The following is a 24,897-nucleotide window of genomic DNA, read 5'->3' as shown; positions in this document are numbered from 1 at the left end:
TCGCGACTTCTACCCTAATGATACATAGTACCTAGGAGGACTCCGCAAAGCCCAGTGGCTAAAGGCTTTGCGTATTGTGGCGTTGCTATGCACGAATACATCGCAATGCATCGCAATGCCTGAGCGCCGGTGACAAAGCCGGCGCTTTTCTTATTGGGCGAATCGTGCAGGAACGCCGCCTCAATACCTCAATCTCGATACCTTCATTATGTCCTGCAACAGTCCAGGATTACTCATAGTCCACCCCTAGCTGAATCAATTTTTAGGACTGGAAGCATTAATATAACTTTTTGTTATCGACCTGTTTAGTTGCTTCATTAGTTTTTGCCGTTGATTCCAGTGTTTACGAACCTCTAAACTTTCGGTTAATGGGGTGTAAGCGCCCTGCAAAAACGTCTGGAGCTCATATACTTGTGAGACCAACTGCCCTGCTGGCCTGCATTCGGAACCCGTAATAGTGTCAAACTCGACTTTCGCGTTCTCATCGTCCAATCTCGAAACATGGTCTTTGAACTGACGATAAATTTTTCCCACCCCGGGTTGCATTCCCTGCTTTGTACTCGCGAGCAGGTATGGGTCGACAGCTGGATTGCCGCCTAAAAAAGTAATGCTTTGGTCTATCTCACTTATGACGCTCTGCATTATGGGTTGGAAAAGTAATACCGAGGGTTTGTGAAGCTTAAAGTTAAATATAGGTGATTTAATTTTTCCGGTAGATTTAAAATTATCAACCTGCAAATGGCCTGAACTCTCACCATCTAGATGCAGTTGCATGCTGACGGGATACGGAAAACCACAACGTCCTGAAAAAATATAATCGCTTGAGCAATTTATTAAGAAGATATTATTAATTCTTAAGCCGAAAGCTGATGGAGCGCCGTGAAATGACAGCGTTTCTACACCATGTGCGTTTAAGCCAATATTTTTCTCTTGAGTAGGGTAAATTGCGACAAAACGATCTTTTTTACGTAGGCGGGAATTAATGTAGAAAGAAGGCTTGATACCAGTCGGGTTACCCATCAAAAGATGGTAGTTTAACCACAAGCCTACTCGAACTTTATCAAGCCAATCCAATAGCGTGCTGTAGTTGTCGACTGTTAGGGGGGCACGCTCAAGAAGTGCTTCTACAATTGGACGCACTTCACCTTCTAGACACGAATATTCGGTGTTGCATTCCTCACAGGCTGGAGTCACCAATGATTTCCAACTAAAAGAGATATCTGTTTTCCTTTTGTGGTTATACCCCATGCTAACAACCCTATTAGGGTCACCGGTTAACTTTAATAACCATTGAGGCAAAATATGCTCTTTGTTTTTCGATTGAGGCGGCTTGCCACAAAATACACAAAATTTTATATCTACCATTCTCGAGCCTTTAAAGACTATGATAATATAATACGTATGATCGAATATCTAGTGGCTCAGTCCGCGATAATAACAATATTTTCGGGACGCCCTAGTTGGGCCATGAGCATTGTCTCGACGAATTGGAAATTCTGTAAAAATAACTCATTGACTGCTTGCATGTCTATTCTCAGCTCTTCACCAATTAAGAGCTTGAACTTATCGAACCACCCTCTGTCTTCAAGTGAATTTACCAGTATATTTGTCTTTATATGTATTGCGGCATATTGATTCTGGCTTAATAGCTTTTTTTCGTCACGCAGGTATGTCAAAACATCTCTGGTGTAGGACATTTTAAAAAGGCCGGATATTATCTCGCGCCAAGTGTATGGCCGTGATTTCAATGCTATGGGTAAATATACAGCTATTCGAGTTAACAGTCGTATCACAAATGTCGCAGCGTGATCTGAGTTAATAGGTGCGAATGTACTTAGAACGCTGCATGCCCCTGACTCCAGAAAACCATTTGCTACCGACGCGTGCGAGCCATCTACTGGATGCGTGCTACAAGCAGCTAATACGACTATTGGTGGAACTCTAGTGGATTGGTATAGGTGCCAAACATCTACTTTCTCATCCCCAATATGTAGCCAGGCTGAGTCCTTTTCCCCACCATGCCCTCCATGGCAATCAAAGACTACCATAATCCCCTTGAATGATCTCAATACTTCGATTATTTCCTCTTTTGATGCTACATCTACCAGCTGAACTCTAAGGCCTTGGAGCCGCCCTTCATTTTGCCCCCATTCTACAACTCTTGATAAGTGGTCTCTTATTTTGTCATTTTCATCAAAAGAGCGGATTATGAGGATGTCACACAGTGCGCTAAATCCATAAGCACGCTTGGGGACGGATAACAGAACATTACTTGTAACGTTTCCTGGTGTGGTGGGGATGCGAGATAGCTCATGCCTGAACATAACTGGTAATAGATCAATTGAGATCCATTCAATAGGGAAATCACAAACTGCTAAAATTTTTTCTCGGTTATTGAATATTCCGGAAAGTAGTAATTCACCGATGTCCGTTTTGATTAGTTCGCTGTACTCGAAGAATTTCCCACTTAATTTTTCGTGCCACTGCCTCGAATTAGAATTAATAGTCTGCCCTATTTGTTTCAACTTATCGTGGTGCAGCATGACTGAGTTTGGAAGTCTTAATGCGGGTACAAACTGATTAGATGCGACTATGGAGATAGTGGTAGTGAATATCGCCAATTCGATTTGACGATCTCGTAATAGCGGGCTAAGTATCTTGTCGTCGTAGGGGTTGAAGACATCCTCTTTAGAAATGGCTAGTGAAGAATTCCCATATCCTTTGCCCCGAATCAAGGTCGCTTTGAGGAAATTTCGCTTTGGGTTGGTTAAATGCCTATTTAAGTCGCGCCACTGTTTTCCCTCCGCACGGTAAAGATAAGTGTAGACAGATGGGCAATGAACAATTGCATCATTTTTTCGAAATGGAGACTCTACAACCTCATCTGAGCGAAGAGAATCTATTTCACTCATCAAGTGCAACATTCCGGAGATGTGTTCTGTAGTGCTGCCAGACGGCTTTATCCCTGTGACTTTGATTTGTGCGCCATAATTTACAAGCACCTCAATGAGTGCCTCGGTGCAGTTGTGTCCTTTGGCGTCTAGGTGCGGGCCGGCATTCGCTCGTTTCTTAATTCCTTTTGACTCCAAAAATGACCTGAACTTTTTAAGATCTGAATCAGCAGATGCCGCACGTAGAAAAAGACCGTCAATTAATTTATTAACAATCTCTTCGCTTAACTCACTTATTGATATTACTCCTTCTTTATTGGCGGCAGTAATATGTAGCGGCTTTGATGGAAGTTTTGAAAGAGCATCTTCAACACAATCGACTGTCTCATCGGTACTCCATAAAACAGTCAATGGACTGTAGCTAAAATCTAAGTATTTTTTTAGTAAATCCCCCCTAAGGAAATCCACCTGTAAGCAAGCTCCAATAGATCTTGCTTTGACAAAATTTTCGCCAGAGAGGTATATGTCAGACGCATCATGCGGAAAAAAAACCAAACACCTTAGAATTTTAATGAAATCTGGATACCAAAATTCCGAATAGCCTTGAAAAAATGTCGTCCTTCTTTCATTGGAATTACTGGGAACGACAACTAGGTGGCTGATCGCGCTTGTGCTCATATTGCTTTCCTTGGCTGTATTTCCATTTTGATGTTAGGCGATGGGTGAGTCTGATGTCGATACGTGAAATCAATTACCCTGACAAGATGAAATGCAAATGGATGGTCAGTCCGTGCAACTACTTGTACGGTATCAGTCGCCTAGTATCTTACGAATCGCACGCGCAAATCCTACCTCGAATATTGCCCGGCCACGCTCGTTCACGATTTCGCCATGGCTTCCCTCCTTCAACCCACGCTCCTCCAAGTAGTCGAGCGATATTGCTTTTTGTAAGGCTTCGCGCTCAGATTGGGTCAGTTGTGCGGACAGGGCGAGCACCGCGACTGGCGGCGTTCCAGGAGCAGCCGCAATAGTTGCACCAAGTGGTCGCCGATCCACAGTCACTTGTGTGTTGGCCTTCAAAAGGTTGAGCTGCGCTTTGAGCTTGTCCCGCTCGGCAATGATGGCTTGCATGATGGAGCGAATGGCCGGATCCTCAATGCGTAGGAGATACTCGTGACTGGCCATGGTTTTCGTAGTTTTGGGAGCCGCAGGTCCGGTGTAGGTAGCCCAGGCTCCGATAAGAGACCGATAGTCGGCAGAGGGTGCGTTGTAGAGTGCGCGCCCTTTCATAATGCCTGCGGCTTCAACCAAGCGACCAATGGCCGACAGGGAGAAGTCTTGTGAACCGGATTCACGCTGCTTTCGACACAACTCATGTATTTTTGCCAGGTTTTCCCGACGGTTCGAGCGTCCACCCTTGGCTAGCAAAGCTTCCAACACCAAATCGGGATTAATGTCAGTCATACCGTTCCTCATCTCGCAGTTGGGTATACGGACTAACGGGAAGCGTGTGCACGTTTTCGTTCTGAGGCAACCATGAGAACAGATCCTTACCGAAATACTGGCTCAAGCGTTCTCCCGCATCTATCAGTCGAATCACCTCGCGGCGGCCCAGTGCAGGATTTTCTGGGTTCATTTGCTGGGCAAGGTGTCTCATGAAAACGTTGCCTGTTAACAATTGCTCCTGCTCTGTCATCAGCATAAATACGGGCGGTTGATCGTCACCGTACAGCACAGCATCCAGCAACTGGCTGCGACGAAATACCGCCTTGCCTGGCTGCAAGTCAGGATAGATCTCGACGTTTTCACAAACGCCGGCCAATTGGAGCAACTCCGATTCCGTTTCCTCGAAGGCTATTTGCACGTCTCCCATCGTGCCTGTAGCAATTAGCTGCTTGCCATTGGCATGCGACGCATTGAGGACTGCTTTGCAGCGTTCGATGAGTCGCCAGCAGGCCACCAAGTCTTCTGCCAGGTCGCTGAAGCGTTTCATTGAGGCTTCCCAGACTCGCTCGGCTTGCCGATATGTGTTTAGCCGGGTGAATGGCTGACCAGTCTCCTCCGCATCCACCCTATGCTTCTTCATATCCTGCAAATCTTTTTCGCGTTGAAGGCAATCATTGCGCGCTTCGTCGAAGTGATAGGCGAGATTGTTGAAGTGGGCGACCAGCGCGGGAAGGTAGTGCGGCTCCGTGACGAACCAGCGACAGCGCACGCAATTGCGACTGCCACCAGGCACGGGACCGTTTCTCTGACTTGACCATGAACTCTTAATGATTATCGAACCGCCGTTGTAGCACCCCCCCACTGCATTGTTGCCCTCAACATCACTGGTATTGCCGCCAACCAGACACAACCCGTGGTGCATAGGCATCCAACCTGTTGGGTTCCGCGCAGCTGGATGCAAAGGGATAGCTGCGGCGAGGCTAGCCGGGCTGTTGCAGATGGCGCTTTGCAACAACTCCTCATGCTCGGTGTCCAGCAGGAAGTTCTGGATGCTGGACACCTTGTTTACCTCCAGCCGCTCCGCCGCCCCTAGGAGCACATCGCGAATGTGCGTTGCGCCCGGCTTGGTGTAATAAAGCGTCATTAACAGGCGGCTGTGGCCGACGAGTTTTTGTAGAACAGGGAACGGTACTTGGCCTTCGAGCGCCAAGGCAGTGATGAGGGAGACGCGCAAGCTATGCAGAGGAAACAGGGTAGTCGCGCGGTATGGCTGTCCCTCCGAAATTGGAAGGAAACGAATCGGTGCGCCGTTGCTATGGGTTTCTCCTCGGTCCGCGAGTCGCAGTTCAAGTGCTGTAAGCAGGCGAGACCAAGCCGTGATCATAGTTTTCTCCGTAAGGGGTAGATGGCGATCACCCTCAACGGCCTCCGGCATTCGGAACAAGAAGCAAGCGTCCGGAAAACTCGCAAGTTGCAAGTCACTCTTCGCGTCAATGTGACGACCATCCAGCTCCGACCACCGCGTGCGCTGCGAGATGGGGTTGTATTTCTCCTGCCAATTGCGCAGTTTCTCCAGCCAGTAAAAGACATCCTGATAAACTGGCCCACCGGAGAGCCAGGGCAGGACGTAACCTTTTTCAGGCCCCGACTTGGCGATGTCCGCAGTTTTGTTGGTGTTGATGTAGAGCATGGTCGAATCGGAACCGCCGTCTGCGGGCGAGGTATTGCGGCGGAAGACTCCCTGTCGCAGGGTGTGCCGCTCGCTGCCCTGAGCGAGCCTGCTCGGGTTTAATTTCCAATCACCGCCCTCGTAACGCCAGGTGTCAGCCTCGCCTGAGTCGAGCATACGAACCTGAATCGTGCGCAGCGGTATGATGAGCTTCACGAGCAGAGCAACCCAACGGATTGGACTCCACATTTCCAGTACCGCACCCCCCCGATAGTAAGGATTCACCATCTTTCGCTCACGCCACAGGCAGTCTGGGTCGTTGCGGTCAATCTGTTTTTCGCTAACCTCGAACCAGTCAGGTCCAGAGGCGCCGGCCTGGCCGATTTTCCCTCCCAGCGCACTCTGTGCCCACTGCCAATCGCAGAAATTCGGCCCCGTCGCCAGCATTTGCCGCAGTTCGTCAATGTAGCCGTAGGGCAGTGGCGAATGCACGCTCTCTTCGCGGCGGGGAAGACCACTGTTTGACATCCGGGGCACTGGGTTGCGAAAGGCCGGCGAGACCACTGGCTGGCCGCCATCCGTAAATTCACTGAACTCTCGTAAAAGCACGAAGTTCAAGAAAGAGTGGATACGGTTGTTGCACTTGATGCCATATGCCGAATCGGGACAACCCGTCTGATAGAAGTCAGGTAAGACAGTGTTGCGCGTTAAAAGCTCCGCCGGGTCGAGCGGGAGGCCTTGCTGGATAAGGTATCGTTCTAAGAAAGCTACTAACGCGTAAAGCCGGTCAGATACGCCGTGTGTTTCGCCCTTCAGCCACTCCACTGCCAAGGTACGCCAAGCAGCGAGTTGTGGGTATTCACGTGCGACCCAACCCAGGGTCGTGTCTGTCTCACGCTTTACCCCTTTCGCCTGGGATGGAAGGGACAAGTTCTTGGACGTCGGCTTTGTTTCCTTCTCAGCCATAAAAGTTTCTCATTCATTGAGTTCGAGGCCGGACAGCAGTTGGCCGGTTGCGACGGGTACGCTGGGGTATCTTTCCCGCAGCCGCTGGGCAGCAGCTCTTAGTTCTGCCATTGCCTCTCGGCTATTGGCCTGCGTATAGACTTCTTGGCTCTCTAGGGAAGCGTGGTGCATGAAGCGGCGGATAAGCAGTTTGTCGATGCCGGCATTGAGTAAGCGACGGCCATAAGCGTGGCGGTGACCGTGTGGCGTAGTACCCTGCGTCTTGCTCACCGTCAGCCCGATTCGCTCGCAAGCGGCTGCATGGGCCTTGTTGTACTGCGTTAGTGTGTACATAGCGCCAAGAGGGGCGCGATTCAGGTTGATGAAGGCAAAGGGATGATCACGTTCGATGCGTGCCACTTGCTCCAAGTAGTGATGCCACAGGTGCAGGAACAATTCGCCATACTCTGGCAAGAACCAGTACGCCAGCTTGTAGTACGCAGCATCATGGGTACCCCCCTTCCAGCCGGCATGGTGCCGGTTCATCAGGTCGGTGCGCGGGGCGAGACCGAACTGCTGGGCGAGGTATTGCGCCCGGTTGCCTTTGCACGGTTGATCACGCTCGTCCCGCCAATCGGTAGGTGCATAGCCATGGCTCGGATGGTGAATTAGAACTTTAGCCTGATTGGGATGACTGGGGTCAGGAAACACGTCCTGGATGTAGAGGTGGAAAGGCTCCGACTCTCGGAATCCAGCACCATGCAGAAGTAGCGTGATTAGCATGCCTCGGTAGTCTTGACGCCCTGCTACACGGAACCCTCTGAATAGAAACTCCTCAAAACGCTCTTCTGGAAAGGCCGGAGGCTCCTCTCTCTCGACCTTGGGTAAGCGTTGACTTCGGATCGAGCGCCCCGTCTCTGCGGGGGTGGCGTTAGCTGCCCAGGTATGTCCAAGGAAGGCCTTGCTGCGACGGTATTGGTAGGCTGCCTCGTCTACCTGCCGGTCGAAAGCTCCGCCCGAGTAGTGCGGATTCATCTTAGCGGCTTCTGGGCGTATCTCGCCTAGCCAGTCAAAGAAGTCCGAGAGATGAGTGATGATGTGCGAAGCATCCTGTGGTGAGCGTGGTGCCCAGCACAACCCACTTGGGTCCAAGCCTGTCTCTCGGTTGAAAGTTCCGGTGTACAACCGCTGTGCGAAGGTTTGGAAGAGACGGAAGGAATCGCGCTCTGCCGGGTTGCTCTGCAAATACTCAAGGAACATTCGTACTGCACGGGTCACTTTCATCATCCATGCGAGGCTTCGATCATGGACGCGGTAAAGGCAGTAGTCGAGCAAAGATTCTAGAACCCCAGCAGTCGTCAGCAGAACTGGAAGCTCGGTGTGAACACCCGTGGCATCCGTATAGACGCGTGCCTTAACGGACACAAACACAAGGCCGGCCCAGTGTTTGCATTGAGCGGGTCAAAGCATCCATTCATTACCCTCTCCAACGATTTGATGGGTTTCGCTGACTACGAGAAGCGGCCTGCCGCGATGTGCCAGGCAAAAGCTGGATACAAGGCCTGTGTCGACACCCGCTGTGGATCTCGTGTGGTCAAGCGTGCCGATCCAGACATAGCGGCACGTTTCAAGGCACGCCAAGTAGTAGCTGGTAGGCATAGGGCTGCTCCATCCATTGATGTTACGGGATACCAAGGGTTTTGAAGTTATAGAAGACGCATGCAGGCAAGGCAACAATTTGAAATATCAAAGCACGATCACTCACGCTGTCAAGAACCCACTCCGCGGTGGGATGGACTATGCCCTCGCCCTATGAAATAGGACCGATTCTCGCCTACATCCCATGCTAAATTAAGGTATGGCTTTCACATTTACAGGTCAAAAAATACCCCTCAGAGAGGGGTATGTGAGTAGCAGTAACCTGAAAAAGACCTAACTATGTATTCTCTGGTGGGGGGAATAACCACTGGCGGGGCTTTTTGCATCTATGGTTTCCTCAATGACCACCGAGGAACACCGGCATGCATTCGGCATTGACGCTGCAAACACCCCACCTGTGTGATTACCCGGAACTGGTTCAGGTCTGGGAAAACTCGGTGCGCGCAACCCACGACTTTCTGCCTGACGCTTATATCCTGCTGCTGCGCGACCATGTGCTACGCAAGTACCTGGACGCCGTCATGCTGGTCTGCTGCAAGGACCGTCAGCGCATCTGCGGCTTTGCCGGTGTCGCCAATGGGCGTGTGGACATGCTGTTCGTAGCACCCCAATACCGTGGCCGAGGCGTGGGCAGGCGCTTGCTGCGCTATGCCATCAGCGAACTGAACGCGCAATGCCTGGATGTCAACGAACAGAACCCCCAAGCCTTGGGCTTCTACCTGCACGAGGGCTTCGAAGTGATCGGGCGCTCCGAAACAGATGGCCTGGGGCAGCCCTATCCATTGCTTCATATGAAGCTGATTCGTACAGCGTCCTAGGACTTTGTCGCAGGATGCCGTGCAATACTTCCGAAATGGTGCATTCGGCACAGATTCCCGTCATCAACCGCGAATGGGCAGGTACAATGTAAGACTTTCCCTGCCTTGCGAATTGCCTGCCATGTCCGAACCCGTCCGCCTGTCCAAACGCCTCATCGAGCAGCTCGGCTGCTCACGCCGAGAGGCAGAGCTGTATATCGAAGGAGGCTGGGTCACGGTCGATGGCGTTGTAGTCGAGCAGCCTCAGTTCAAGGTCGAACACCAGGCTGTCGAGCTGTTGCCGGGCGCCAATGCCGAGGCGCTTGACCCGGTTACCCTGCTGCTCAACCAGCCTGCGGGTGTCGATATCGATACGGCCCGCGCCAGCATGAACATGGCCAGCCTCAGCGAAGCACATCGCGAAGGCGTGCGGCCGCTGCACGGGCACTTCACCCGGCTGACCTGTTCGGCGCCCCTGGAGCGCGGTGCCAGTGGCCTGCAGGTGTTCACCCAGGATTGGAAGGTTACCCGCAAGATCGAGGCCGACCTGCGTCGCCTGGAACAGGAATACATCATTGAAGTGCGCGGCGAGACCACGCCACAGGCGCTGGAGCGCCTGGCGCGCGGCGCGACGCGCAATGATCGGGAACTGCCCAAGGCCAAGGCCAGCTGGCAAAACGAGACCCACCTGCGCCTGGCCCTGAAGAACCCACAACCCGGGCAGATCTCCGAGATCTGCGCCTACCTGCGCCTGGAAATACTCAGCATGCGCCGTATTCGCCTGGGCGGTGTATCCATGGGCAAGCTGCCTGTGGGCAACTGGCGTTACCTGGCCGGCACTGAACGTTTCTAAGCGATGCGCCACGCCCAGGCGTGGCATCTGAACAGGATTTTGCAGCAATGAACCACAACGATGTACTGCGCAGCCTGCGCTACATGCTCAAGGTGAACGACGCCAAGATGGCCGAGATCATCGCACTCTCGGGCCTGGAGGTTAATCCGGTGGTGCTCGCCACCTACCTGAAGAAAGAGGACGAGCCCGGTTTTGTGCGCTGCCCCGAGCGGGTCATGGCGCACTTTCTCGACGGCCTGGTCTTCCACCGCCGCGGCAAGGACGATAGCCGTCCGCCACAGCCTGTAGAGCTGCCGGTGACCAACAACACCATCCTCAAGAAGCTGCGCGTAGCCTTTGAGCTCAAGGAAGACGACCTGCATGTGATCCTCAAGTCGGTCAATTTCCCGGTTTCCAAGCCCGAACTCAGCGCGCTGTTCCGCAAGGTGGGCCATGAGAACTATCGGCCTTGCGGCGACCAGTTGCTGCGCAACTTCCTCAAGGGCCTGACCCTGCGCGTGCGCGGCTGACTCGCCATGCAACATACGGTTTCGCCTGTCGGCATCGTGCGCTCCTGTTTCAAGGAGAAGTTCGCAATCCCGCGGCAGCCACAGCTGGCGCCGGCTGCACGCGGAGTACTTGAGTTGCTGCCGCCGTTCGACCAAGGCGAGGCCGTGGCGGGCCTGGAGCAGGTCAGCCATGTGTGGCTGTTGTTCCTGTTCCATCAGGCCCTGGAAGACAAGCCACGCCTTAAAGTGCGCCCACCACGCTTGGGCGGCAACAAAAGCATGGGCGTGTTCGCTACGCGAGCGACCCATCGGCCCAATGGCATCGGCCAGTCGGTGGTACGCCTGGAGGCTGTGGAGCCGGGTCGGCTGCTGCTGTCCGGCATCGATCTGCTCGATGGCACGCCGGTGCTGGATATCAAGCCGTATGTTCCCTATGCCGACAGCATCGCCGGGGCGAGCAACCTGATGGCCAGCGACGCGCCTGCCGCGATTGCCGTGCACTGGGGCGATATCGCCCTGCCCCAGGCCCGCGAACACGCCCTGCGCCTGGGCGAACCACTGGTGGAGCTTATCGAACAGTGCCTGGCACAGGACCCACGACCGGCCTATCAGGTGCCGCCGCCGGAGCGGGTGTATGGGGTGAAGTTCTGGGATGTGCAGGTCAGGTGGCACTACCCGCAGCCGGATGTAATTCGCGTGCTTGAGGTCGTGCCGGAAAACTGAAAGCACTGGCAACCTCAGTCGCACAGGTATAAAAAACGCAGGCCATACCTTGATACCAGTCAGTTAGCGTTGTCAGGGCTGCTACGCGGCCCCAAAACGCTTAACTGACTGGCATCAGGCCAAGCCTGCGCTTTCATTGCCCGGTCGATTACTTCTCGACGAAGGCACGCTCGATCAGGTAGTCACCCGGCTCACGCATGCGCGGGGAGATCTTCAGGCCGAAGCTGTCGAGAACTTCGCTGGTCTCGTCGAGCATGCTCGGGCTACCACAGATCATGGCGCGGTCGTCCTGCGGGTTGATCGGTGGCAGGCCGATGTCGCTGAACAGCTTGCCGCTGCGCATCAGGTCGGTCAGTCGGCCCTGGTTTTCGAACGGCTCGCGGGTAACGGTCGGGTAGTAGATCAGCTTGTCACGCACCGCCTCACCAAAGAACTCGTTCTGTGGCAGGTGTTCGGTGATGAACTCGCGATAGGCCACTTCGTTCACGTAGCGCACACCGTGCACCAGGATCACTTTCTCGAAGCGCTCGTAGGTTTCCGGGTCCTGAATGACGCTCATGAACGGCGCCAGGCCAGTGCCGGTGCTCAGCAGGTACAGGTGCTTGCCCGGGTTCAGGTCGTCGAGGACCAGCGTACCGGTAGGCTTCTTGCTGATGATGATCTCGTCGCCTTCCTTCAGGTGCTGCAGCTGGGAGGTCAGCGGGCCGTCAGGCACCTTGATGCTGAAGAATTCCAGGTGCTCTTCCCAGTTGGGCGAAGCGATGGAGTAGGCGCGCATGAGCGGACGGCCGCTGTCCTGCTGCAGGCCGATCATCACGAACTGACCGTTCTCGAAGCGCAGGCCCGGGTCGCGGGTGCACTTGAAGCTGAACAGGGTGTCGTTCCAGTGATGCACACTGAGGACACGTTCGTGGTTCATGTTGCTCATCGATGGGGCTCCTGAAGAAAACGCAGCGCGCACAGCGCACAGTTGCGCGATAGTTTAGGGGCAGCGACAATATCTGTTAACTGAATTATCAAGATATGTGTTATCGGTTATATAGATATGCGATTCACACTTCGTCAGCTACAGGTATTCGTCGCCGTGGCCCAGCACCAGAGCGTCTCTCGAGCCGCCAGTGTGCTGGCCCTTTCGCAGTCGGCTGCCAGCACGTCCATCACTGAACTGGAGCGGCAATCGAGCTGCCAGTTGTTCGACCGTGCAGGCAAACGCCTGGCCCTCAACGCCTTGGGGCATCAGCTGCTGCCGCAAGCGGTTGCGCTGCTCGACCAGGCCAAGGAGATCGAAGACCTGCTCAACGGCAAGTCCGGTTTTGGCTCACTGGCAGTCGGCGCCACACTGACCATTGGCAACTACCTGGCCACCTTGCTGATCGGTAGCTTCATGCAGGTACACCCGGAAAGCCAGGTCAAGCTGCACGTGCAGAACACAGCCCATATCGTGCACCAGGTTGCACAATACGAAATTGATCTGGGTCTGATCGAAGGCGACTGCAACCATCCGGACCTGGAGGTACAGCCTTGGGTTGAGGACGAACTGGTAGTGTTCTGCGCGCCGCAACACCCGCTGGCCAAGGTGGGCCGCGCAGATATCGAAAGCCTGTCCCAGGAAGCCTGGATTCTTCGCGAACAAGGCTCCGGCACCCGCCTGACATTCGATCAGGCCATGCGGCATCATCGCGCCAACCTGAACATACGCCTGGAGCTGGAGCATACCGAAGCGATCAAGCGTGCCGTGGAATCAGGCCTGGGCATTGGCTGCATATCGCGCCTGGCCCTGCGCGACGCCTTCAGGCGTGGCAGCCTGGTGCCGGTCGAAACCCCGGAGCTGGACCTGATGCGCCAGTTCTACTTCATCTGGCACAAACAGAAATACCAGACCTCGGCCATGCGCGAGTTTCTCGAGTTGTGCCGCAACTTCACCGCAGGGTTTACGCGCAGTGACGAGATCGTCTTGCCACCGATCGCTTAGAGCAGGATAACGCCCCAGACCAACGCCACCATGGTCAGTGCTACGAATTGCGCAGCACTGCCCATATCTTTGGCGTTTTTCGAAAGCGGATGGCGCTCCAGCGAAATGCGGTCGATGGCCGCCTCCACCGCCGAGTTGAACAGTTCGACGATCAGCCCGAGCAGGCACACGGCGATCATGATGGCCCGCTCCGCGCGGCTTACCGGCAGCCAAAAGGCAATCGGGATGAGCAGCACATTGAGCAGTACCAGTTGACGGAAAGCAGCCTCGCCCTTGAAGGCGGCGCGCAGGCCGTCCAGCGAATAGCCGGCGGCGTTGAAGATACGTTTGAGGCCGGTCTGGCCTTTGAATGGCGACATGTGCGTCACTTCACCGATGAAAGGCCAGCAGACTAGTTCAAAATGAGTCAAAAAAGCGTGAAGCGGCAAGCATTTAGCTGCTCGCAACGGATTCAAGTTGTTGCAGCAACAAGGCCGCCTGGGTCCGAGTGCGTACACCCAGCTTGCGGAAAATGGCCGTCACATGGGCCTTGATGGTCGCTTCCGACACATTCAGCTCATAGGCGATCTGTTTGTTCAGCAAGCCCTCACAGACCATGGTCAGCACGCGAAACTGCTGTGGCGTGAGGCTGGCTAGGCCTTCGCTGGCGGCTTTGGCCTCGGCCGAGACATCGACCCTTTCAAATGCCTGAGGCGGCCACCAGACGTCGCCATCGAGCACCTTCCTCACTGCATCCTGAATCACTTCCAGCCCACTGGACTTTGGAATGAAACCACTGGCTCCAAACTCGCGAGACTTGACTACAACGGCAGCCTCTTCCTGGGCCGAGACCATCACCACCGGGATCTGAGGGTACTGGCCACGCAGCAGGACCAGCCCGGAGAAACCATAGGCACCCGGCATGTTCAGGTCCAGCAGGACCAGGTCCCAGTCGGCTTTTTCGCTCAGCCGGCTTTCCAGCTCGGCGATGCTCGCCACCTCGACCAGGCGCACATCCGCGCCCAGGCCGAGGGTGACGGCCTGGCGCAGAGCGCTACGAAACAGCGGGTGGTCATCGGCAATCAGGATTTCGTACATGGCCATCGATCTAAGGATCCTGTTCTGTGCCAGGCGCAGCGGCGGAGGAATAGCGCCCGGCGGGGAATCGGCGCCAAGGTGCCGAGCACGGCCGGGCAGGTCAAACCACTCGCCCTGCCGCCTCGCTTCATCCTGGCCGCCAGCCCCGTCATTATGAACCAAAGTGGGGCTTGTGCCCCTTGGACTATAGGAAGGTATGCAAACGCTGGTGGGTAGCGTCCTGCTCGTCCAGAGGCAGGCGACGCTTGCCACTGAGGTAGTGCAGGCTGAACACATCCAGATACGCATCCAGGGCTTGGGAGGCTTGGTCGTCACCCGCAAGGTCCAGGCACATGGCAGCAACTTCCGCAGTGCAGAAATGATCATCGCGCTTGGAGCGGCGCAGGCGATAGCGCGACATCTGCTCAGCTTGCAGGCTCAGCACCGGGAAACGGTCAAGATAAGGGCTCTTGCGGAACATCTTGCGGGCTTCGGTCCAGGTGGCATCCAGCAGGATGAACAGCGGGCGTTTGCCCGGCTCACGCACGACCTCGCTGACCACCCGCTCCTGGGCGACGAATTCGCCAGGGAAGACGATGTAGGGCTGCCACTGTGGGTCTGCCAGCAAGGTCAACAAGCGTTCGTCCACCGACGTTCGCAACCAGCCGAAGGCAGAGGTATCTTCGATGAGGTCGGCGATCAGCCAGCCGGTGTTGGTCGGCTTCAATGGCTCGGTATCATGCATCAACAGGCATACCCCAGAGTCGGCGTGCACCTTTGGCTTCCAGGCACACAGGCAATGGGTGGCGATAACCCGACAGTCAGGGCAGCGTTCGGCACGTGAACCACGAGCAATGAACGGCTTGATGCTGCGGGCCAGCCGTTCGGCGCGCAGGCGCGCTACCGCATGGCTCATGCTGGCAAGCCTCGGGACAGATTGTGACTGGACACTGCGATAACTCGATGAAAACAAAGCGCCAGTCTACCAGAGCGGGCGTCATTTGCCGTGCAGCTGGACCGGCTGGTCCTTTATAATCAGCGTTTTGGTGGCCGCGAGCCTGCCCGCGATTCTGCGGGTTTCATGGAACACCAGCCGTCTGCGCATGTCGAAGCGCCAGTCACCGAACCAGGAGAGATTCATGCTGCGTCTTATCGTCCCGACCCTGAGCCTGTTGCTCACCCTGCCACTGGCAGCCCAGGCGGCCTCCAAGCAGGAGTTCGAGCTGAACAAGATGCTGGAAAAGGTCGCCAAGGAAAGCAGCGTCGGCACCCCGCGAGCCATCAACGAAGATATCCTCGACCAGGGTTATACCGTTGAAGGCAAGGCACTGGTGAACCACCTGAGCGTACGCGCCGAGCACGCCGCACGCATGCAGCAAAACGCAGAGCAGGTGCGCAGCCAGCTAGGTGACAGCGTCTGCCGGAACAGCGGTTACCGCAACCTGATGTCAAAAGGCGCCGTGATGGTCTATCGCTTCACCGTCTACAAGACCAATCAACCGGTCATGGACCAGGCCTTTGACGCTGCCAGCTGCACTGCCGGAAACAAGAAGAAGTAATCAACTGACCCGCTCATCCTCCGCGCGCCCCGGCTCTTCCTCGGCGCGCATCTCTGCCAGAAGCGCCTGCAGGTAAGGTGACTGGCATTCCAACGCAGCCAACCGCCGCAGGCACTCCGCCTCCAGGCTCACATGATGAACCTGTGCCGCATGTTCCAGCTGCTGATAGAGCTGCCGGTCTACCTCGATGACCAAGCGATGCATACCGCCACCTCCTGCATCGACACGTTTCGCTTCTCCAGTTAACCAAACCCTTGCCATCAATGGCCGCGTGCCGACGAGTGGCCTTGGTGATAGTGCCTGCATGAAGTGGCGCGAGGGTCTAGATTGATAGCGAAGCGCACAAAAACGACAAGATGAATTACGCACCTGCATCAGGGCCTTGAAGGCCTACTGCAATGCTCGGGACGCACACTCGAGCCAGAGCAGCCAGCGACGCACGTAGTGTCGCGGCCGAGCCCAGCCATCAGCTCGGTCAGAGGTTTTGCTGCAGAAGGAGACGTTGAATGCCTTACCAACCCAATGAGTATCTGTTCAATCACTTCAGGGACAGTGGTATCGACCTGAGTAAACTCGATGAACAACTGCAACTGGTCGCACCGGACAGCCCCAACCTGCCACTGTACCGTGACATGATGCTGACCATCTTGCGCATGGCCCACGACGACACCGATCGCTGGAGTGCCAAGATCACCTTGCAGGCCCTTCGCGAGCTGGACCACTCCTTCCGCAGCCTGCAACGCTACAAGGGTCGGCGCAAGGTCACTGTTTTCGGCTCGGCGCGCACACCGCTGGAACACCCGATGTATGCCTTGGCTCGCGAGCTGGGTGCCACACTGGCCCGCTCCGACCTCATGGTCATTACCGGCGCAGGCGGCGGCATCATGGCCGCAGCGCACGAAGGCGCGGGTAGCGATCATAGCCTGGGCTTCAACATCACCCTCCCTTTCGAACAGCACGCCAACCCGACAGTGGATGGCACTGACAAGCTGCTGCCCTTCCACTTTTTCTTCATTCGCAAGCTGTTCTTCGTCAAGGAAGCCGACGCCCTGGTCCTTTGCCCGGGAGGTTTCGGCACGCTCGATGAGGCACTGGAAGTACTGACGCTGATTCAGACTGGCAAGAGCCCACTGGTGCCGGTGGTCCTGCTGGACTCACCAGGTGGCAGCTTCTGGCGTGACTGCCTGGACTTCATCAGCAGGCAACTGGAAGAAAACCGCTACATCCTGCCCAGTGACCTCAAGCTGGTGCGCCTGGTACACAGTGCCGACGAGGCAGTGGAGGAAATCAACCAGTTCTACAGCAACTACCACTCCAGCCGCTGGCTGAAGAACCAGTTTGTGATCCGCATGCACCATCGGCTCAGCGACGCGGCACTGCATGAGATTCAGGAAGCCTTTGCCGATTTACGACTGAGCGGGAAGTACCATCAACATGCCGACAGTGGCGTAGAGCATGAAGTAGGCAACTACAACCATCTGACCCGCCTGACCTTTGCCTTCAATGGGCGTAATCAAGGGCGTCTGCGTGAGCTGGTGGATTTCATCAACCTGTCGGAGAACTGGGCAAAGCCACAGCCGATGCATACCACGCAGCGGGCGCGGGAGGCGTTGAAGGTCAGCTGAGTGCGCCTGCGATGTGGCTGTTAGATCAGTAGTCGTCCAAGTCTCGGCCGCTGAGCAGGCGGCCGATCATGTCCAAGGGAAACCCACGGTAAGCGAGAAACCGGGTTTGCTGGGCACGGCTGCGGGGGTCATGCGGACGTAGCCCGGCATATTTGCGCTGCCAGGCATCCTGTAGCCGCTCTGCCCAGTTCACACCACAGTCACGCAGTGCCTGGTCAATATCGCCTCGGTTCAGGCCACGCTGGCCCAGCTCCTCGCGAATACGCGCTGGGCCATAGCCGGCATTGGAACGGTACCTGATGAAGCTTTCAAGGTAGCGGGCCTCACTGAGCAGCCCTTCTTCGGCGAGCCGATCGAGAGCGGGCTCAATCAGCTCATCCGTAGCGCCGCGCTGGCGCAGTTTGCGCGTCAGCTCGACGCGACCATGCTCGCGGCGCGCAAGCAGGTCCATGGCTGTCCGCCGAACGGCGACGGGGGTGTCGAGTACGACGGACATGATCGGCCAAGCAGCTATCAATAACCGGCGTCGGCGTCAGCCACGTCGTCGGCTTTGGCATCGGCTGCAGCAGCCTTGCCCGCTTCGGCAACAACACCCGCCTTGAGCAGCTTCTCGCGAATCTGCTTCTCGATCTCGGCACCAATGGCCGGGTTTTCTTGCAGGTACTTGGCTGCGTTAGCCTTGCCTTGGCCGATCTTGTTGCCCTGGTAGGCGTACCAGGCACCCGACTTCTCGACCAACCCTTGAGCAACGCCCAGGTCAATGATTTCGCCGTTACGGTAGATACCCTTACCGTAAAGAATCTGGAACTCAGCCTGACGGAACGGCGGCGAGACCTTGTTCTTGACGATTTTGACGCGGGTTTCGCTGCCGACGACTTCGTCACCTTCCTTGACTGCACCAGTACGACGGATGTCCAGGCGCACCGAGGCGTAGAACTTCAGGGCGTTACCACCGGTGGTGGTTTCCGGGCTGCCGAACATCACACCGATCTTCATACGGATCTGGTTGATGAAGATGACCAGGCAGTTGGCGTTCTTGATGTTACCGGTGATCTTTCGCAGCGCCTGGGACATCAGACGGGCCTGGAGGCCAACGTGCATGTCACCCATCTCGCCTTCGATTTCTGCCTTGGGCACCAGGGCGGCCACGGAGTCGACGATGATTACGTCAACGGCGTTGGAACGCACCAGCATGTCGGTAATTTCCAGCGCCTGCTCGCCGGTATCCGGCTGCGAAACCAGCAGGTCGTCGACGTTGACGCCCAGTTTGCCGGCGTACTCAGGGTCGAGAGCGTGCTCGGCGTCGACGAAGGCGCAGGTGGCGCCGCTTTTCTGGGCTTCGGCGATGACCGACAGGGTCAGTGTGGTTTTACCCGAAGACTCCGGGCCATAGATCTCGACGATACGGCCTTTTGGCAGACCGCCGATGCCCAGGGCGATGTCCAGGCCCAGGGAGCCTGTGGAAATGGCTGGAATGCCGGTGCGCTCGTGATCGCCCATGCGCATGACCGCGCCTTTGCCGAATTGGCGTTCGATCTGACCCAGGGCCGCAGCCAAGGCGCGCTTCTTGTTGTCGTCCATTGAAATCCTCACGTGTTCGACTTGGCCCTGATGGCCGGAATACCTGTATAAGTAGCCAGTATTATTCCACAGGGAAGCGTTTGAGCAAACCCCTGTCGTCGATTTACTCGGCACCAAGCTGTAACAAGCCGTCTAACGCGGCGATCACCGTCTGTCGGCGCACTGCTTCACGGTCGCCGTCGAAGTGGCGACGCTCACTGCTCACGTGACTGCCATCGGCCCATGCCAGCCACACGGTACCGACCGGTTTGGCCGGCGAGCCACCATCGGGCCCGGCCACGCCACTGACTGCCACGGCAAAACGCGCACCGCTGGCCGCCTGGGCGCCGCGAACCATGGCTTCGACCACCTCCTGGCTGACTGCACCGACTTGGGCGAACAACGGTTCTGGGACCCCAAGCTGGCGAGTCTTCTGGGCGTTGGAGTAGGTGACATAGCCTGCCTCGAACCAGGCGGAGCTGCCAGGTACGCGGGTGATGGCTTCGGCGATGCCGCCGCCGGTGCAAGATTCGGCGGTGGTGACCTGGGCGCTGAAGCGGCGCAGGTGTTCGCCCAGCCGGGCGGAGAGAACGGTGATCGGGTCCATGGGCAACTCCTGGAAGAGGCTGAGCAACACCCTAGCATTTGAGGGGGCTGATCGGGACAGGCATTGTTCTACCCATGCTCAAACTTTCGCACGCACATCCTCTTGGTCATTCATCGCTCGACGCGGTGCCACGCAAGCCCAGCCGCCTGATCGCCCAGCACTCATAAAGGCGCATGGCTACATCGGCTCCACCTACCGCAGTCAGGCAACCAAATGCGCTGGCCGCCCAGATCGACAGGCCGCTGGCATACAGCAACATCACCGTCGAAACTCCGCAGACGATACAGGCGCCGGAGCGCAGCGCCAGCCGTCGCAGCAGCGACCAACCGGTGGCGCCCGCCTTGTCGGCCCGCCACATTTCGCCGCTGAGGCCGCCCAGCGATGCCAGGACGATTACCAGCCAGAGCGGCATCTCCAGTAACACTTGTTGCTCGTTCGTCACTGTCCTGTCTCCTGTGTGATGCCACCGGCAGCGGCCGGCAGATGGGTTGTGGATACGCGGCGTTCGCAGTTGCGAACCCTCTTGACTGTTGAGGCCTGTTCATCGCTGCCTGTGTAACAAAGGCTCAGTCCGCCTCGAGATACAAGCTATGCGTTAGCGCATATCCAGTCAATGCATTTATTCATTTAACTGTAGGCATGACTTTGCTAACACGCATGAGTGCTTTTGCTCATCAGGCTGTAGGGCTTTTCTCCAGACGAAAAAAAACCGCCGAAGCGGGTTTTCTTGAAAAAGGCCTGGTCAGCGGGCGTACATGCCCCACCAGAACACATGCCCGAGCAAGCTGATCTGCTCCTCCTGCAACTGCTGAAAGCTGTAGTCTTCATCAGGGTGTTCGTCGCGATTGAAGCTGCGCAGGCGAATACCGGTGGGCAGCCGATACACCTGCTTCACGCGCAATTGACCATTGTGGTTGATGGCGTAGAGATCACCATCGATGATGTCACCGATCGAACACTTGCCGGTGTTTACCCCGACCGTCGCCCCGTCGCGCAGTACCGGCAGCATGCTGTTGCCGCGCACGGTCACGCATTTGGCCTGGTCGAACTGCACGCCGTTATGGCGCAGGCTGCGCTTGCCGAAGCGCAGGCGGGCGCGCTCGCTTTCCTCGATGACGAACCTTCCTGATCCTGCTGCCAATTCGACCTCACGAAGAAAGGGTACTGACACCTCGTCGTCCTCGACGGGCGTTTCATCGTCCCACAGGCTGATGTCGCTGAGGTCCGCATGGCCGCGGGCCGGCAATGCGGCTTCGCGTGAGGCGCCAAGCTCGGCGCGGCCGCGCAGCTGTTCGGTGTTGACGCCGAAATAGTCGGCAATTTTCGACACGTGCCTATCCGAGGGATCGACGATCTTCTCGCTGAGGATCCGCGACAGGGTGGATTGAGGCACGCCCGTGCGCCGGTGCAGCTCTGTGGGGGACAGGCCGTGGCGGGCGAGCAACTCTCTGAGTACGGTGGCTACATTGCGTTTTTGCATAGCATGCATAATGCAGCGCCGCCACAGGAAATGCAATTCATGCAGCCGGGGCGCGAGGGCACTTGCCCGCCGCCTGCATCTCGGCCAAAAAGCCTGTACCATTGCCGGTTTAACAATCGCCAACCAGATCCCCGCTGTAAGGCCCTGAATGTCTGATCTTTCCGCACACACCCCAATGATGCAGCAGTACTGGAAGCTGAAAAACCAGCACCCGGACCAGCTGATGTTCTACCGCATGGGCGACTTTTACGAAATCTTCTACGAAGATGCGAAAAAAGCCGCAAAACTGCTGGATATCACCCTGACAGCCCGTGGCCAGTCAGCCGGCCAGTCGATCCCCATGTGCGGAATTCCGTTCCACTCGCTGGAAGGCTACCTGGCCAAGCTGGTCAAGCTCGGCGAGTCGGTGGTGATCTGCGAGCAGATCGGTGACCCCGCCACCAGCAAGGGCCCGGTAGAGCGTCAGGTGGTGCGCATCATCACCCCGGGCACGGTCAGCGACGAAGCGTTGCTCGACGAGCGCCGCGACAACCTGATTGCCGCACTGCTGGGGGATGAGCGCCTGTTTGGCCTGGCGGTGCTGGATATCACCAGCGGCAATTTCAGCGTGCAAGAAATCAAGGGCTGGGAAAACCTGCTGGCCGAGCTTGAACGCATCAACCCTGTCGAGCTGCTGATCCCCGACGACTGGCCACGCGACCTGCCGGCCGAGAAGCGTCCGGGCGCACGCCGACGAGCCCCTTGGGACTTCGACCGCGACTCGGCACGCAAGGCTCTGTGCCAGCAGTTCGCAACCAAAGACCTCAAGGGCTTTGGTTGCGACAAGCTGACCCTGGCCATCGGCGCCGCCGGCTGCCTGCTGACCTACGCCAAGGAAACCCAACGCACCGCCCTGCCCCACCTGCGCAGCTTGCGCCACGAGCGCCTGGACGACACCGTGATCCTCGACGGGGCCAGCCGCCGCAACCTGGAGCTGGACATCAACCTGGCAGGTGGTCGCGACAATACCTTGCAGTCGGTGATCGACCGCTGCCAGACCGCGATGGCCAGCCGCCTGTTGACCCGGTGGCTGAACCGTCCGCTGCGCGACCTCAAGGTCTTGCAGGCGCGCCAGGATTCGATTCGCTGCCTGCTCGATGGCTACCGCTTCGAAAAACTGCAGCCGCAACTCAAGGAAATTGGCGATATCGAGCGGATCCTCGCCCGTATCGGCCTGCGCAATGCCCGCCCGCGCGACCTGGCGCGCCTGCGTGATGCCCTCGGCGCCCTGCCCGAACTGCAGAACGCCATGGCTGAGCTGGAAGCCCCACACCTGGCGCGCCTGGCGGCCATCACCGGCACCTACCCGGAGCTGGCCAGCCTGCTGGAGCGGGCAATCATCGACAACCCGCCAGCAGTGATCCGCGACGGCGGCGTACTCAAGGCCGGCTATGACAACGAGCTGGACGATCTGCTGGCGATCAGCGAGAACGCCGGCCAGTTCCTGATCGACCTGGAAGCCCGCGAGAAGGCCCGCACCGGTCTTGCCAACCTGAAAGTCGGCTACAACCGCGTGCATGGCTACTTCATCGAGCTGCCGACCAAGCAAGCCGAACAGGCCCCGGGCGACTACATTCGTCGCCAGACCCTCAAAGGGGCCGAGCGTTTCATCACGCCGGAGCTCAAGGCTTTCGAGGACAAGGCGCTGTCGGCCAAGAGCCGCGCCCTGGCCCGCGAAAAAATGCTGTACGACGCGTTGCTCGAGACCCTCATCAGCCACCTTGCACCGCTGCAGGACAGCGCCGCTGCGCTGGCCGAGCTGGACGTGCTGAGCAACCTTGCCGAGCGGGCGCTCAACCTGGACCTTAACTGCCCCCGTTTCGTCGACGAACCTTGCCTGCGCATCGATCAGGGGCGTCACCCGGTGGTCGAACAGGTACTGACCACGCCGTTCGTAGCCAACGACCTGGGCCTGGACAACAGCACCCGGATGCTGATCATCACCGGCCCGAACATGGGTGGTAAATCCACCTACATGCGCCAGACCGCACTGATCGTGCTGATGGCGCACATCGGCAGTTTCGTTCCGGCGGCCAGTTGCGAACTGTCGTTGGTCGATCGCATCTTCACCCGTATCGGCTCCAGCGACGATCTGGCTGGCGGTCGTTCGACGTTCATGGTCGAGATGAGCGAAACCGCCAACATTCTGCACAACGCCACTGACCGCAGCCTGGTACTGATGGACGAAGTCGGCCGTGGCACCAGCACCTTCGACGGCTTGTCGCTGGCCTGGGCGGCTGCAGAGCGCCTGGCGCAGCTGCGTGCATACACGCTGTTCGCCACACACTACTTCGAGCTGACCGTACTGCCGGAAAGCGAACCACTGGTGGCCAACGTCCACCTGAACGCTACCGAACACAACGAGCGCATCGTGTTCCTGCACCATGTGCTGCCTGGCCCCGCCAGCCAGAGCTACGGCCTGGCCGTGGCGCAACTGGCAGGCGTGCCGTCGCCGGTCATCCAGCGGGCGCGCGAGCACCTGGGCCGGCTGGAGACCAGCAGCCTGCCCCACGAACAACCCGTGTCGAACAAAGCCAAGGGCGAGCCACAAGCACCGCACCAGAGCGACCTGTTCGCCAGCCTGCCACACCCGGCCATCGAGAAGCTGGGCAAGCTGGAGCTGGACGACATGACCCCGCGTCAAGCTATCGAAATGCTATATCAACTAAAGAACCTGTTATAACGGCGGGCACTACAAGCTGGTAGAATCCGCCGCGGTTTGCTGGTGCTGCAGGTTATTAGCCTGGCCTGCAGCCACATGCCCGTAAACCGCGCGGCCCTGAGAGGAAGGGCCGCCGCCGTTGCCTGAGGAGAGAACTAGAAATGACCTTCGTCGTCACCGACAACTGCATCAAATGCAAATACACCGACTGCGTGGAAGTCTGTCCGGTGGACTGCTTCTACGAAGGCCCGAACTTCCTGGTCATTCACCCGGACGAGTGCATCGACTGCGCACTGTGCGAGCCTGAATGCCCGGCCCAGGCCATCTTCTCGGAAGACGAAGTGCCTGCGGGCATGGAGAACTTCCTTGAGCTCAATGCCGAGCTGGCGGAGATCTGGCCGAACATCACCGAGCGTAAGGATGCCCTGCCTGACGCCGAAGAGTGGGATGGCAAGCCTGGCAAGATCGCCGATCTGGAACGTTAATCGCCCAGATACGAAAAAGGCCCGCAACGGGCCTTTTTCATTTTCTGCGGGCAAAAAAAGGGGCGGTTTGACCCGCCCACATTTTTTCCGTAGTCCCTGCTTGTCCTAAACATCGTCCTGATGAATCGCGTCTTGCGATGTCCTTGGCGTTCTTCCTGAACGCCTGTGCATGTCCGTGTGCACAGTTCGAATACTAGCGAGTTCTGCAGCGCAGGCAACCGCGAACCCTCACAAGACATTACCGGGGACACATTTCCACAAATCTGAAAAGTTCAATTATTTCAGTTAGTTGAGAAAAAAACAGATCTGGAAACGACAATGATTTACTGGCCTTTACGTGTATGGCTTACACAACAAGTAAGCAAAGGCTTACACGCAGTG

25 protein-coding genes are annotated in these 24,897 nt (G+C 56.9%); 9 read left to right on the top strand and 16 right to left on the bottom strand.

Annotation, left to right across the window (positions count from 1 at the left end):
- Positions 1-255 precede the first annotated feature (255 nt).
- The 5 genes from BLX42_RS14270 to gmtY all read right to left on the bottom strand — a co-directional run bounded on the left by BLX42_RS14270 (position 256) and on the right by gmtY (position 8,376).
- A complete protein-coding gene (locus tag BLX42_RS14270) occupies positions 256-1,365 on the bottom strand; it encodes an HNH endonuclease (RefSeq protein ID WP_161872017.1) in 1,110 nt (369 codons plus the stop codon).
- A 56-nt stretch (positions 1,366-1,421) separates the two neighbouring features.
- Positions 1,422-3,569 carry a CHAT domain-containing protein gene (locus BLX42_RS14265; RefSeq protein ID WP_161872016.1) on the bottom strand — a complete coding sequence of 716 codons (2,148 nt, stop codon included), beginning with the start codon at positions 3,567-3,569 and terminating at the stop codon, positions 1,422-1,424.
- 132 nt (positions 3,570-3,701) lie between these two features.
- On the bottom strand, positions 3,702-4,355 hold the full coding sequence (gmtX, locus tag BLX42_RS14260) for a gamma-mobile-trio protein GmtX (protein ID WP_256671996.1): 654 nt from the start codon (positions 4,353-4,355) through the stop codon (positions 3,702-3,704).
- Positions 4,348-6,972: an integrase family protein gene (locus BLX42_RS14255; protein ID WP_161872014.1), complete on the bottom strand. Its 2,625-nt coding sequence runs from the start codon at positions 6,970-6,972 to the stop codon at positions 4,348-4,350. The genes gmtX and BLX42_RS14255 overlap by 8 nt, the downstream gene beginning before the upstream one ends.
- A gap of 9 nt (positions 6,973-6,981) precedes the next feature.
- Entirely contained in the window at positions 6,982-8,376 is a 1,395-nt protein-coding gene (gmtY, locus tag BLX42_RS14250) for a gamma-mobile-trio recombinase GmtY (RefSeq protein WP_256671995.1), read from the bottom strand.
- 596 nt (positions 8,377-8,972) lie between these two features.
- Here gmtY and BLX42_RS14245 point away from each other — a divergent pair.
- The 4 genes from BLX42_RS14245 (at position 8,973) to tsaA (ending at position 11,471) form a co-directional block, all read left to right on the top strand.
- Complete coding sequence (locus BLX42_RS14245; RefSeq protein WP_115274054.1) at positions 8,973-9,428, top strand: GNAT family N-acetyltransferase; 456 nt, start codon at positions 8,973-8,975, stop codon at positions 9,426-9,428.
- Positions 9,429-9,549: 121 nt separating this feature from the next.
- Positions 9,550-10,260 (top strand): rRNA pseudouridine synthase, encoded by a 711-nt coding sequence (locus BLX42_RS14240; protein WP_046787964.1) that lies wholly within the window; start codon positions 9,550-9,552, stop codon positions 10,258-10,260.
- Positions 10,261-10,307: 47 nt separating this feature from the next.
- On the top strand, positions 10,308-10,769 hold the full coding sequence (locus tag BLX42_RS14235) for a DUF1456 family protein (protein WP_115274053.1): 462 nt from the start codon (positions 10,308-10,310) through the stop codon (positions 10,767-10,769).
- 6 nt (positions 10,770-10,775) lie between these two features.
- Positions 10,776-11,471, top strand: a complete 696-nt coding sequence (tsaA, locus tag BLX42_RS14230) for a tRNA (N6-threonylcarbamoyladenosine(37)-N6)-methyltransferase TrmO (protein WP_161872012.1) — start codon at positions 10,776-10,778, stop codon at positions 11,469-11,471.
- Between the two features lie 148 nt (positions 11,472-11,619).
- Here the strand turns inward: tsaA and fpr are convergent, their stop codons facing one another.
- The gene (gene fpr, locus BLX42_RS14225) at positions 11,620-12,399 is read right to left on the bottom strand and encodes a ferredoxin-NADP reductase (RefSeq protein WP_012315841.1); all 780 of its coding nucleotides are present in this window, start codon (positions 12,397-12,399) and stop codon (positions 11,620-11,622) included.
- A gap of 117 nt (positions 12,400-12,516) precedes the next feature.
- On the opposite strand from fpr, the gene finR reads away from it, so the two are divergent.
- Positions 12,517-13,443: a LysR family transcriptional regulator FinR gene (gene finR, locus BLX42_RS14220; RefSeq protein WP_046787961.1), complete on the top strand. Its 927-nt coding sequence runs from the start codon at positions 12,517-12,519 to the stop codon at positions 13,441-13,443.
- On the opposite strand, the gene BLX42_RS14215 is transcribed toward finR, so the two are convergent.
- From BLX42_RS14215 to BLX42_RS14200, 4 genes are all read right to left on the bottom strand, one after another.
- Complete coding sequence (locus BLX42_RS14215) at positions 13,440-13,802, bottom strand: diacylglycerol kinase (RefSeq protein WP_046787960.1); 363 nt, start codon at positions 13,800-13,802, stop codon at positions 13,440-13,442. The two genes, finR and BLX42_RS14215, sit on opposite strands and share 4 nt — an antisense overlap.
- Positions 13,803-13,875: 73 nt before the next feature.
- Entirely contained in the window at positions 13,876-14,526 is a 651-nt protein-coding gene (gene erdR / locus BLX42_RS14210) for a response regulator transcription factor ErdR (protein ID WP_012315844.1), read from the bottom strand.
- 178 nt (positions 14,527-14,704) lie between these two features.
- Entirely contained in the window at positions 14,705-15,415 is a 711-nt protein-coding gene (locus BLX42_RS14205) for a tRNA-uridine aminocarboxypropyltransferase (protein ID WP_115274052.1), read from the bottom strand.
- A gap of 81 nt (positions 15,416-15,496) precedes the next feature.
- On the bottom strand, positions 15,497-15,640 hold the full coding sequence (locus tag BLX42_RS14200; RefSeq protein WP_158621143.1) for a hypothetical protein: 144 nt from the start codon (positions 15,638-15,640) through the stop codon (positions 15,497-15,499).
- Between BLX42_RS14200 and BLX42_RS14195 the strand changes: the two genes are divergently transcribed.
- Positions 15,639-16,058 (top strand): quorum-sensing-regulated virulence factor family protein, encoded by a 420-nt coding sequence (locus BLX42_RS14195; RefSeq protein ID WP_012315846.1) that lies wholly within the window; start codon positions 15,639-15,641, stop codon positions 16,056-16,058. The two genes, BLX42_RS14200 and BLX42_RS14195, sit on opposite strands and share 2 nt — an antisense overlap.
- Here the strand turns inward: BLX42_RS14195 and BLX42_RS14190 are convergent, their stop codons facing one another.
- On the bottom strand, positions 16,059-16,262 hold the full coding sequence (locus BLX42_RS14190) for a hypothetical protein (RefSeq protein WP_161872011.1): 204 nt from the start codon (positions 16,260-16,262) through the stop codon (positions 16,059-16,061). It lies immediately after the preceding gene.
- 302 nt (positions 16,263-16,564) lie between these two features.
- On the opposite strand from BLX42_RS14190, the gene BLX42_RS14185 reads away from it, so the two are divergent.
- Positions 16,565-17,683, top strand: a complete 1,119-nt coding sequence (locus tag BLX42_RS14185; RefSeq protein WP_115274051.1) for an LOG family protein — start codon at positions 16,565-16,567, stop codon at positions 17,681-17,683.
- A 25-nt stretch (positions 17,684-17,708) separates the two neighbouring features.
- On the opposite strand, the gene recX is transcribed toward BLX42_RS14185, so the two are convergent.
- From recX to BLX42_RS14160, 5 genes are all read right to left on the bottom strand, one after another.
- Positions 17,709-18,179, bottom strand: a complete 471-nt coding sequence (gene recX, locus BLX42_RS14180) for a recombination regulator RecX (RefSeq protein WP_046788328.1) — start codon at positions 18,177-18,179, stop codon at positions 17,709-17,711.
- Between the two features lie 17 nt (positions 18,180-18,196).
- Positions 18,197-19,264, bottom strand: a complete 1,068-nt coding sequence (gene recA, locus BLX42_RS14175) for a recombinase RecA (protein ID WP_046788327.1) — start codon at positions 19,262-19,264, stop codon at positions 18,197-18,199.
- 103 nt (positions 19,265-19,367) lie between these two features.
- Positions 19,368-19,850: a CinA family protein gene (locus BLX42_RS14170; RefSeq protein WP_012315851.1), complete on the bottom strand. Its 483-nt coding sequence runs from the start codon at positions 19,848-19,850 to the stop codon at positions 19,368-19,370.
- Between the two features lie 106 nt (positions 19,851-19,956).
- Positions 19,957-20,292, bottom strand: coding sequence for a phage holin family protein (locus tag BLX42_RS14165; protein ID WP_115274050.1), 336 nt, complete (start codon positions 20,290-20,292; stop codon positions 19,957-19,959).
- A 300-nt stretch (positions 20,293-20,592) separates the two neighbouring features.
- Positions 20,593-21,339, bottom strand: coding sequence for a S24 family peptidase (locus BLX42_RS14160; protein WP_046788325.1), 747 nt, complete (start codon positions 21,337-21,339; stop codon positions 20,593-20,595).
- Between the two features lie 139 nt (positions 21,340-21,478).
- Here BLX42_RS14160 and mutS point away from each other — a divergent pair, with 139 nt between their 5' ends.
- On the top strand, positions 21,479-24,052 hold the full coding sequence (mutS, locus tag BLX42_RS14155; RefSeq protein ID WP_046788324.1) for a DNA mismatch repair protein MutS: 2,574 nt from the start codon (positions 21,479-21,481) through the stop codon (positions 24,050-24,052).
- 140 nt (positions 24,053-24,192) lie between these two features.
- On the top strand, positions 24,193-24,516 hold the full coding sequence (fdxA, locus tag BLX42_RS14150) for a ferredoxin FdxA (protein ID WP_012315871.1): 324 nt from the start codon (positions 24,193-24,195) through the stop codon (positions 24,514-24,516).
- Positions 24,517-24,897: the final 381 nt, after the last annotated feature.

Source organism: Pseudomonas sp. SG-MS2 (assembly GCF_009933855.1).
Taxonomy (GTDB): domain Bacteria; phylum Pseudomonadota; class Gammaproteobacteria; order Pseudomonadales; family Pseudomonadaceae; genus Aquipseudomonas; species Aquipseudomonas putida_E.
This window is presented reverse-complemented; position numbering and strand designations above follow the sequence as displayed.

Bases quoted from the DNA above. Each gene is read 5' to 3' on its own strand.
- tsaA (WP_161872012.1), top strand. From the start codon at position 10,776: ATGCAACATACGGTTTCGCCTGTCGGCATCGTGCGCTCCTGTTTCAAG.
- recX (WP_046788328.1), bottom strand. From the start codon at position 18,179: ATGTCCGTCGTACTCGACACCCCCGTCGCCGTTCGGCGGACAGCCATG.
- BLX42_RS14265 (WP_161872016.1), bottom strand. From the start codon at position 3,569: ATGAGCACAAGCGCGATCAGCCACCTAGTTGTCGTTCCCAGTAATTCC.
- BLX42_RS14270 (WP_161872017.1), bottom strand. From the start codon at position 1,365: ATGGTAGATATAAAATTTTGTGTATTTTGTGGCAAGCCGCCTCAATCG.
- finR (WP_046787961.1), top strand. From the start codon at position 12,517: ATGCGATTCACACTTCGTCAGCTACAGGTATTCGTCGCCGTGGCCCAG.
- BLX42_RS14200 (WP_158621143.1), bottom strand. From the start codon at position 15,640: ATGAATCTCTCCTGGTTCGGTGACTGGCGCTTCGACATGCGCAGACGG.
- BLX42_RS14195 (WP_012315846.1), top strand. From the start codon at position 15,639: ATGCTGCGTCTTATCGTCCCGACCCTGAGCCTGTTGCTCACCCTGCCA.
- BLX42_RS14170 (WP_012315851.1), bottom strand. From the start codon at position 19,850: ATGGACCCGATCACCGTTCTCTCCGCCCGGCTGGGCGAACACCTGCGC.
- fpr (WP_012315841.1), bottom strand. From the start codon at position 12,399: ATGAGCAACATGAACCACGAACGTGTCCTCAGTGTGCATCACTGGAAC.
- BLX42_RS14245 (WP_115274054.1), top strand. From the start codon at position 8,973: ATGCATTCGGCATTGACGCTGCAAACACCCCACCTGTGTGATTACCCG.
- BLX42_RS14235 (WP_115274053.1), top strand. From the start codon at position 10,308: ATGAACCACAACGATGTACTGCGCAGCCTGCGCTACATGCTCAAGGTG.
- mutS (WP_046788324.1), top strand. From the start codon at position 21,479: ATGTCTGATCTTTCCGCACACACCCCAATGATGCAGCAGTACTGGAAG.
- BLX42_RS14255 (WP_161872014.1), bottom strand. From the start codon at position 6,972: ATGGCTGAGAAGGAAACAAAGCCGACGTCCAAGAACTTGTCCCTTCCA.
- fdxA (WP_012315871.1), top strand. From the start codon at position 24,193: ATGACCTTCGTCGTCACCGACAACTGCATCAAATGCAAATACACCGAC.
- BLX42_RS14185 (WP_115274051.1), top strand. From the start codon at position 16,565: ATGCCTTACCAACCCAATGAGTATCTGTTCAATCACTTCAGGGACAGT.
- BLX42_RS14215 (WP_046787960.1), bottom strand. From the start codon at position 13,802: ATGTCGCCATTCAAAGGCCAGACCGGCCTCAAACGTATCTTCAACGCC.
- recA (WP_046788327.1), bottom strand. From the start codon at position 19,264: ATGGACGACAACAAGAAGCGCGCCTTGGCTGCGGCCCTGGGTCAGATC.
- BLX42_RS14240 (WP_046787964.1), top strand. From the start codon at position 9,550: ATGTCCGAACCCGTCCGCCTGTCCAAACGCCTCATCGAGCAGCTCGGC.
- BLX42_RS14190 (WP_161872011.1), bottom strand. From the start codon at position 16,262: ATGCATCGCTTGGTCATCGAGGTAGACCGGCAGCTCTATCAGCAGCTG.
- BLX42_RS14160 (WP_046788325.1), bottom strand. From the start codon at position 21,339: ATGCATGCTATGCAAAAACGCAATGTAGCCACCGTACTCAGAGAGTTG.
- BLX42_RS14205 (WP_115274052.1), bottom strand. From the start codon at position 15,415: ATGAGCCATGCGGTAGCGCGCCTGCGCGCCGAACGGCTGGCCCGCAGC.
- gmtX (WP_256671996.1), bottom strand. From the start codon at position 4,355: ATGACTGACATTAATCCCGATTTGGTGTTGGAAGCTTTGCTAGCCAAG.
- erdR (WP_012315844.1), bottom strand. From the start codon at position 14,526: ATGGCCATGTACGAAATCCTGATTGCCGATGACCACCCGCTGTTTCGT.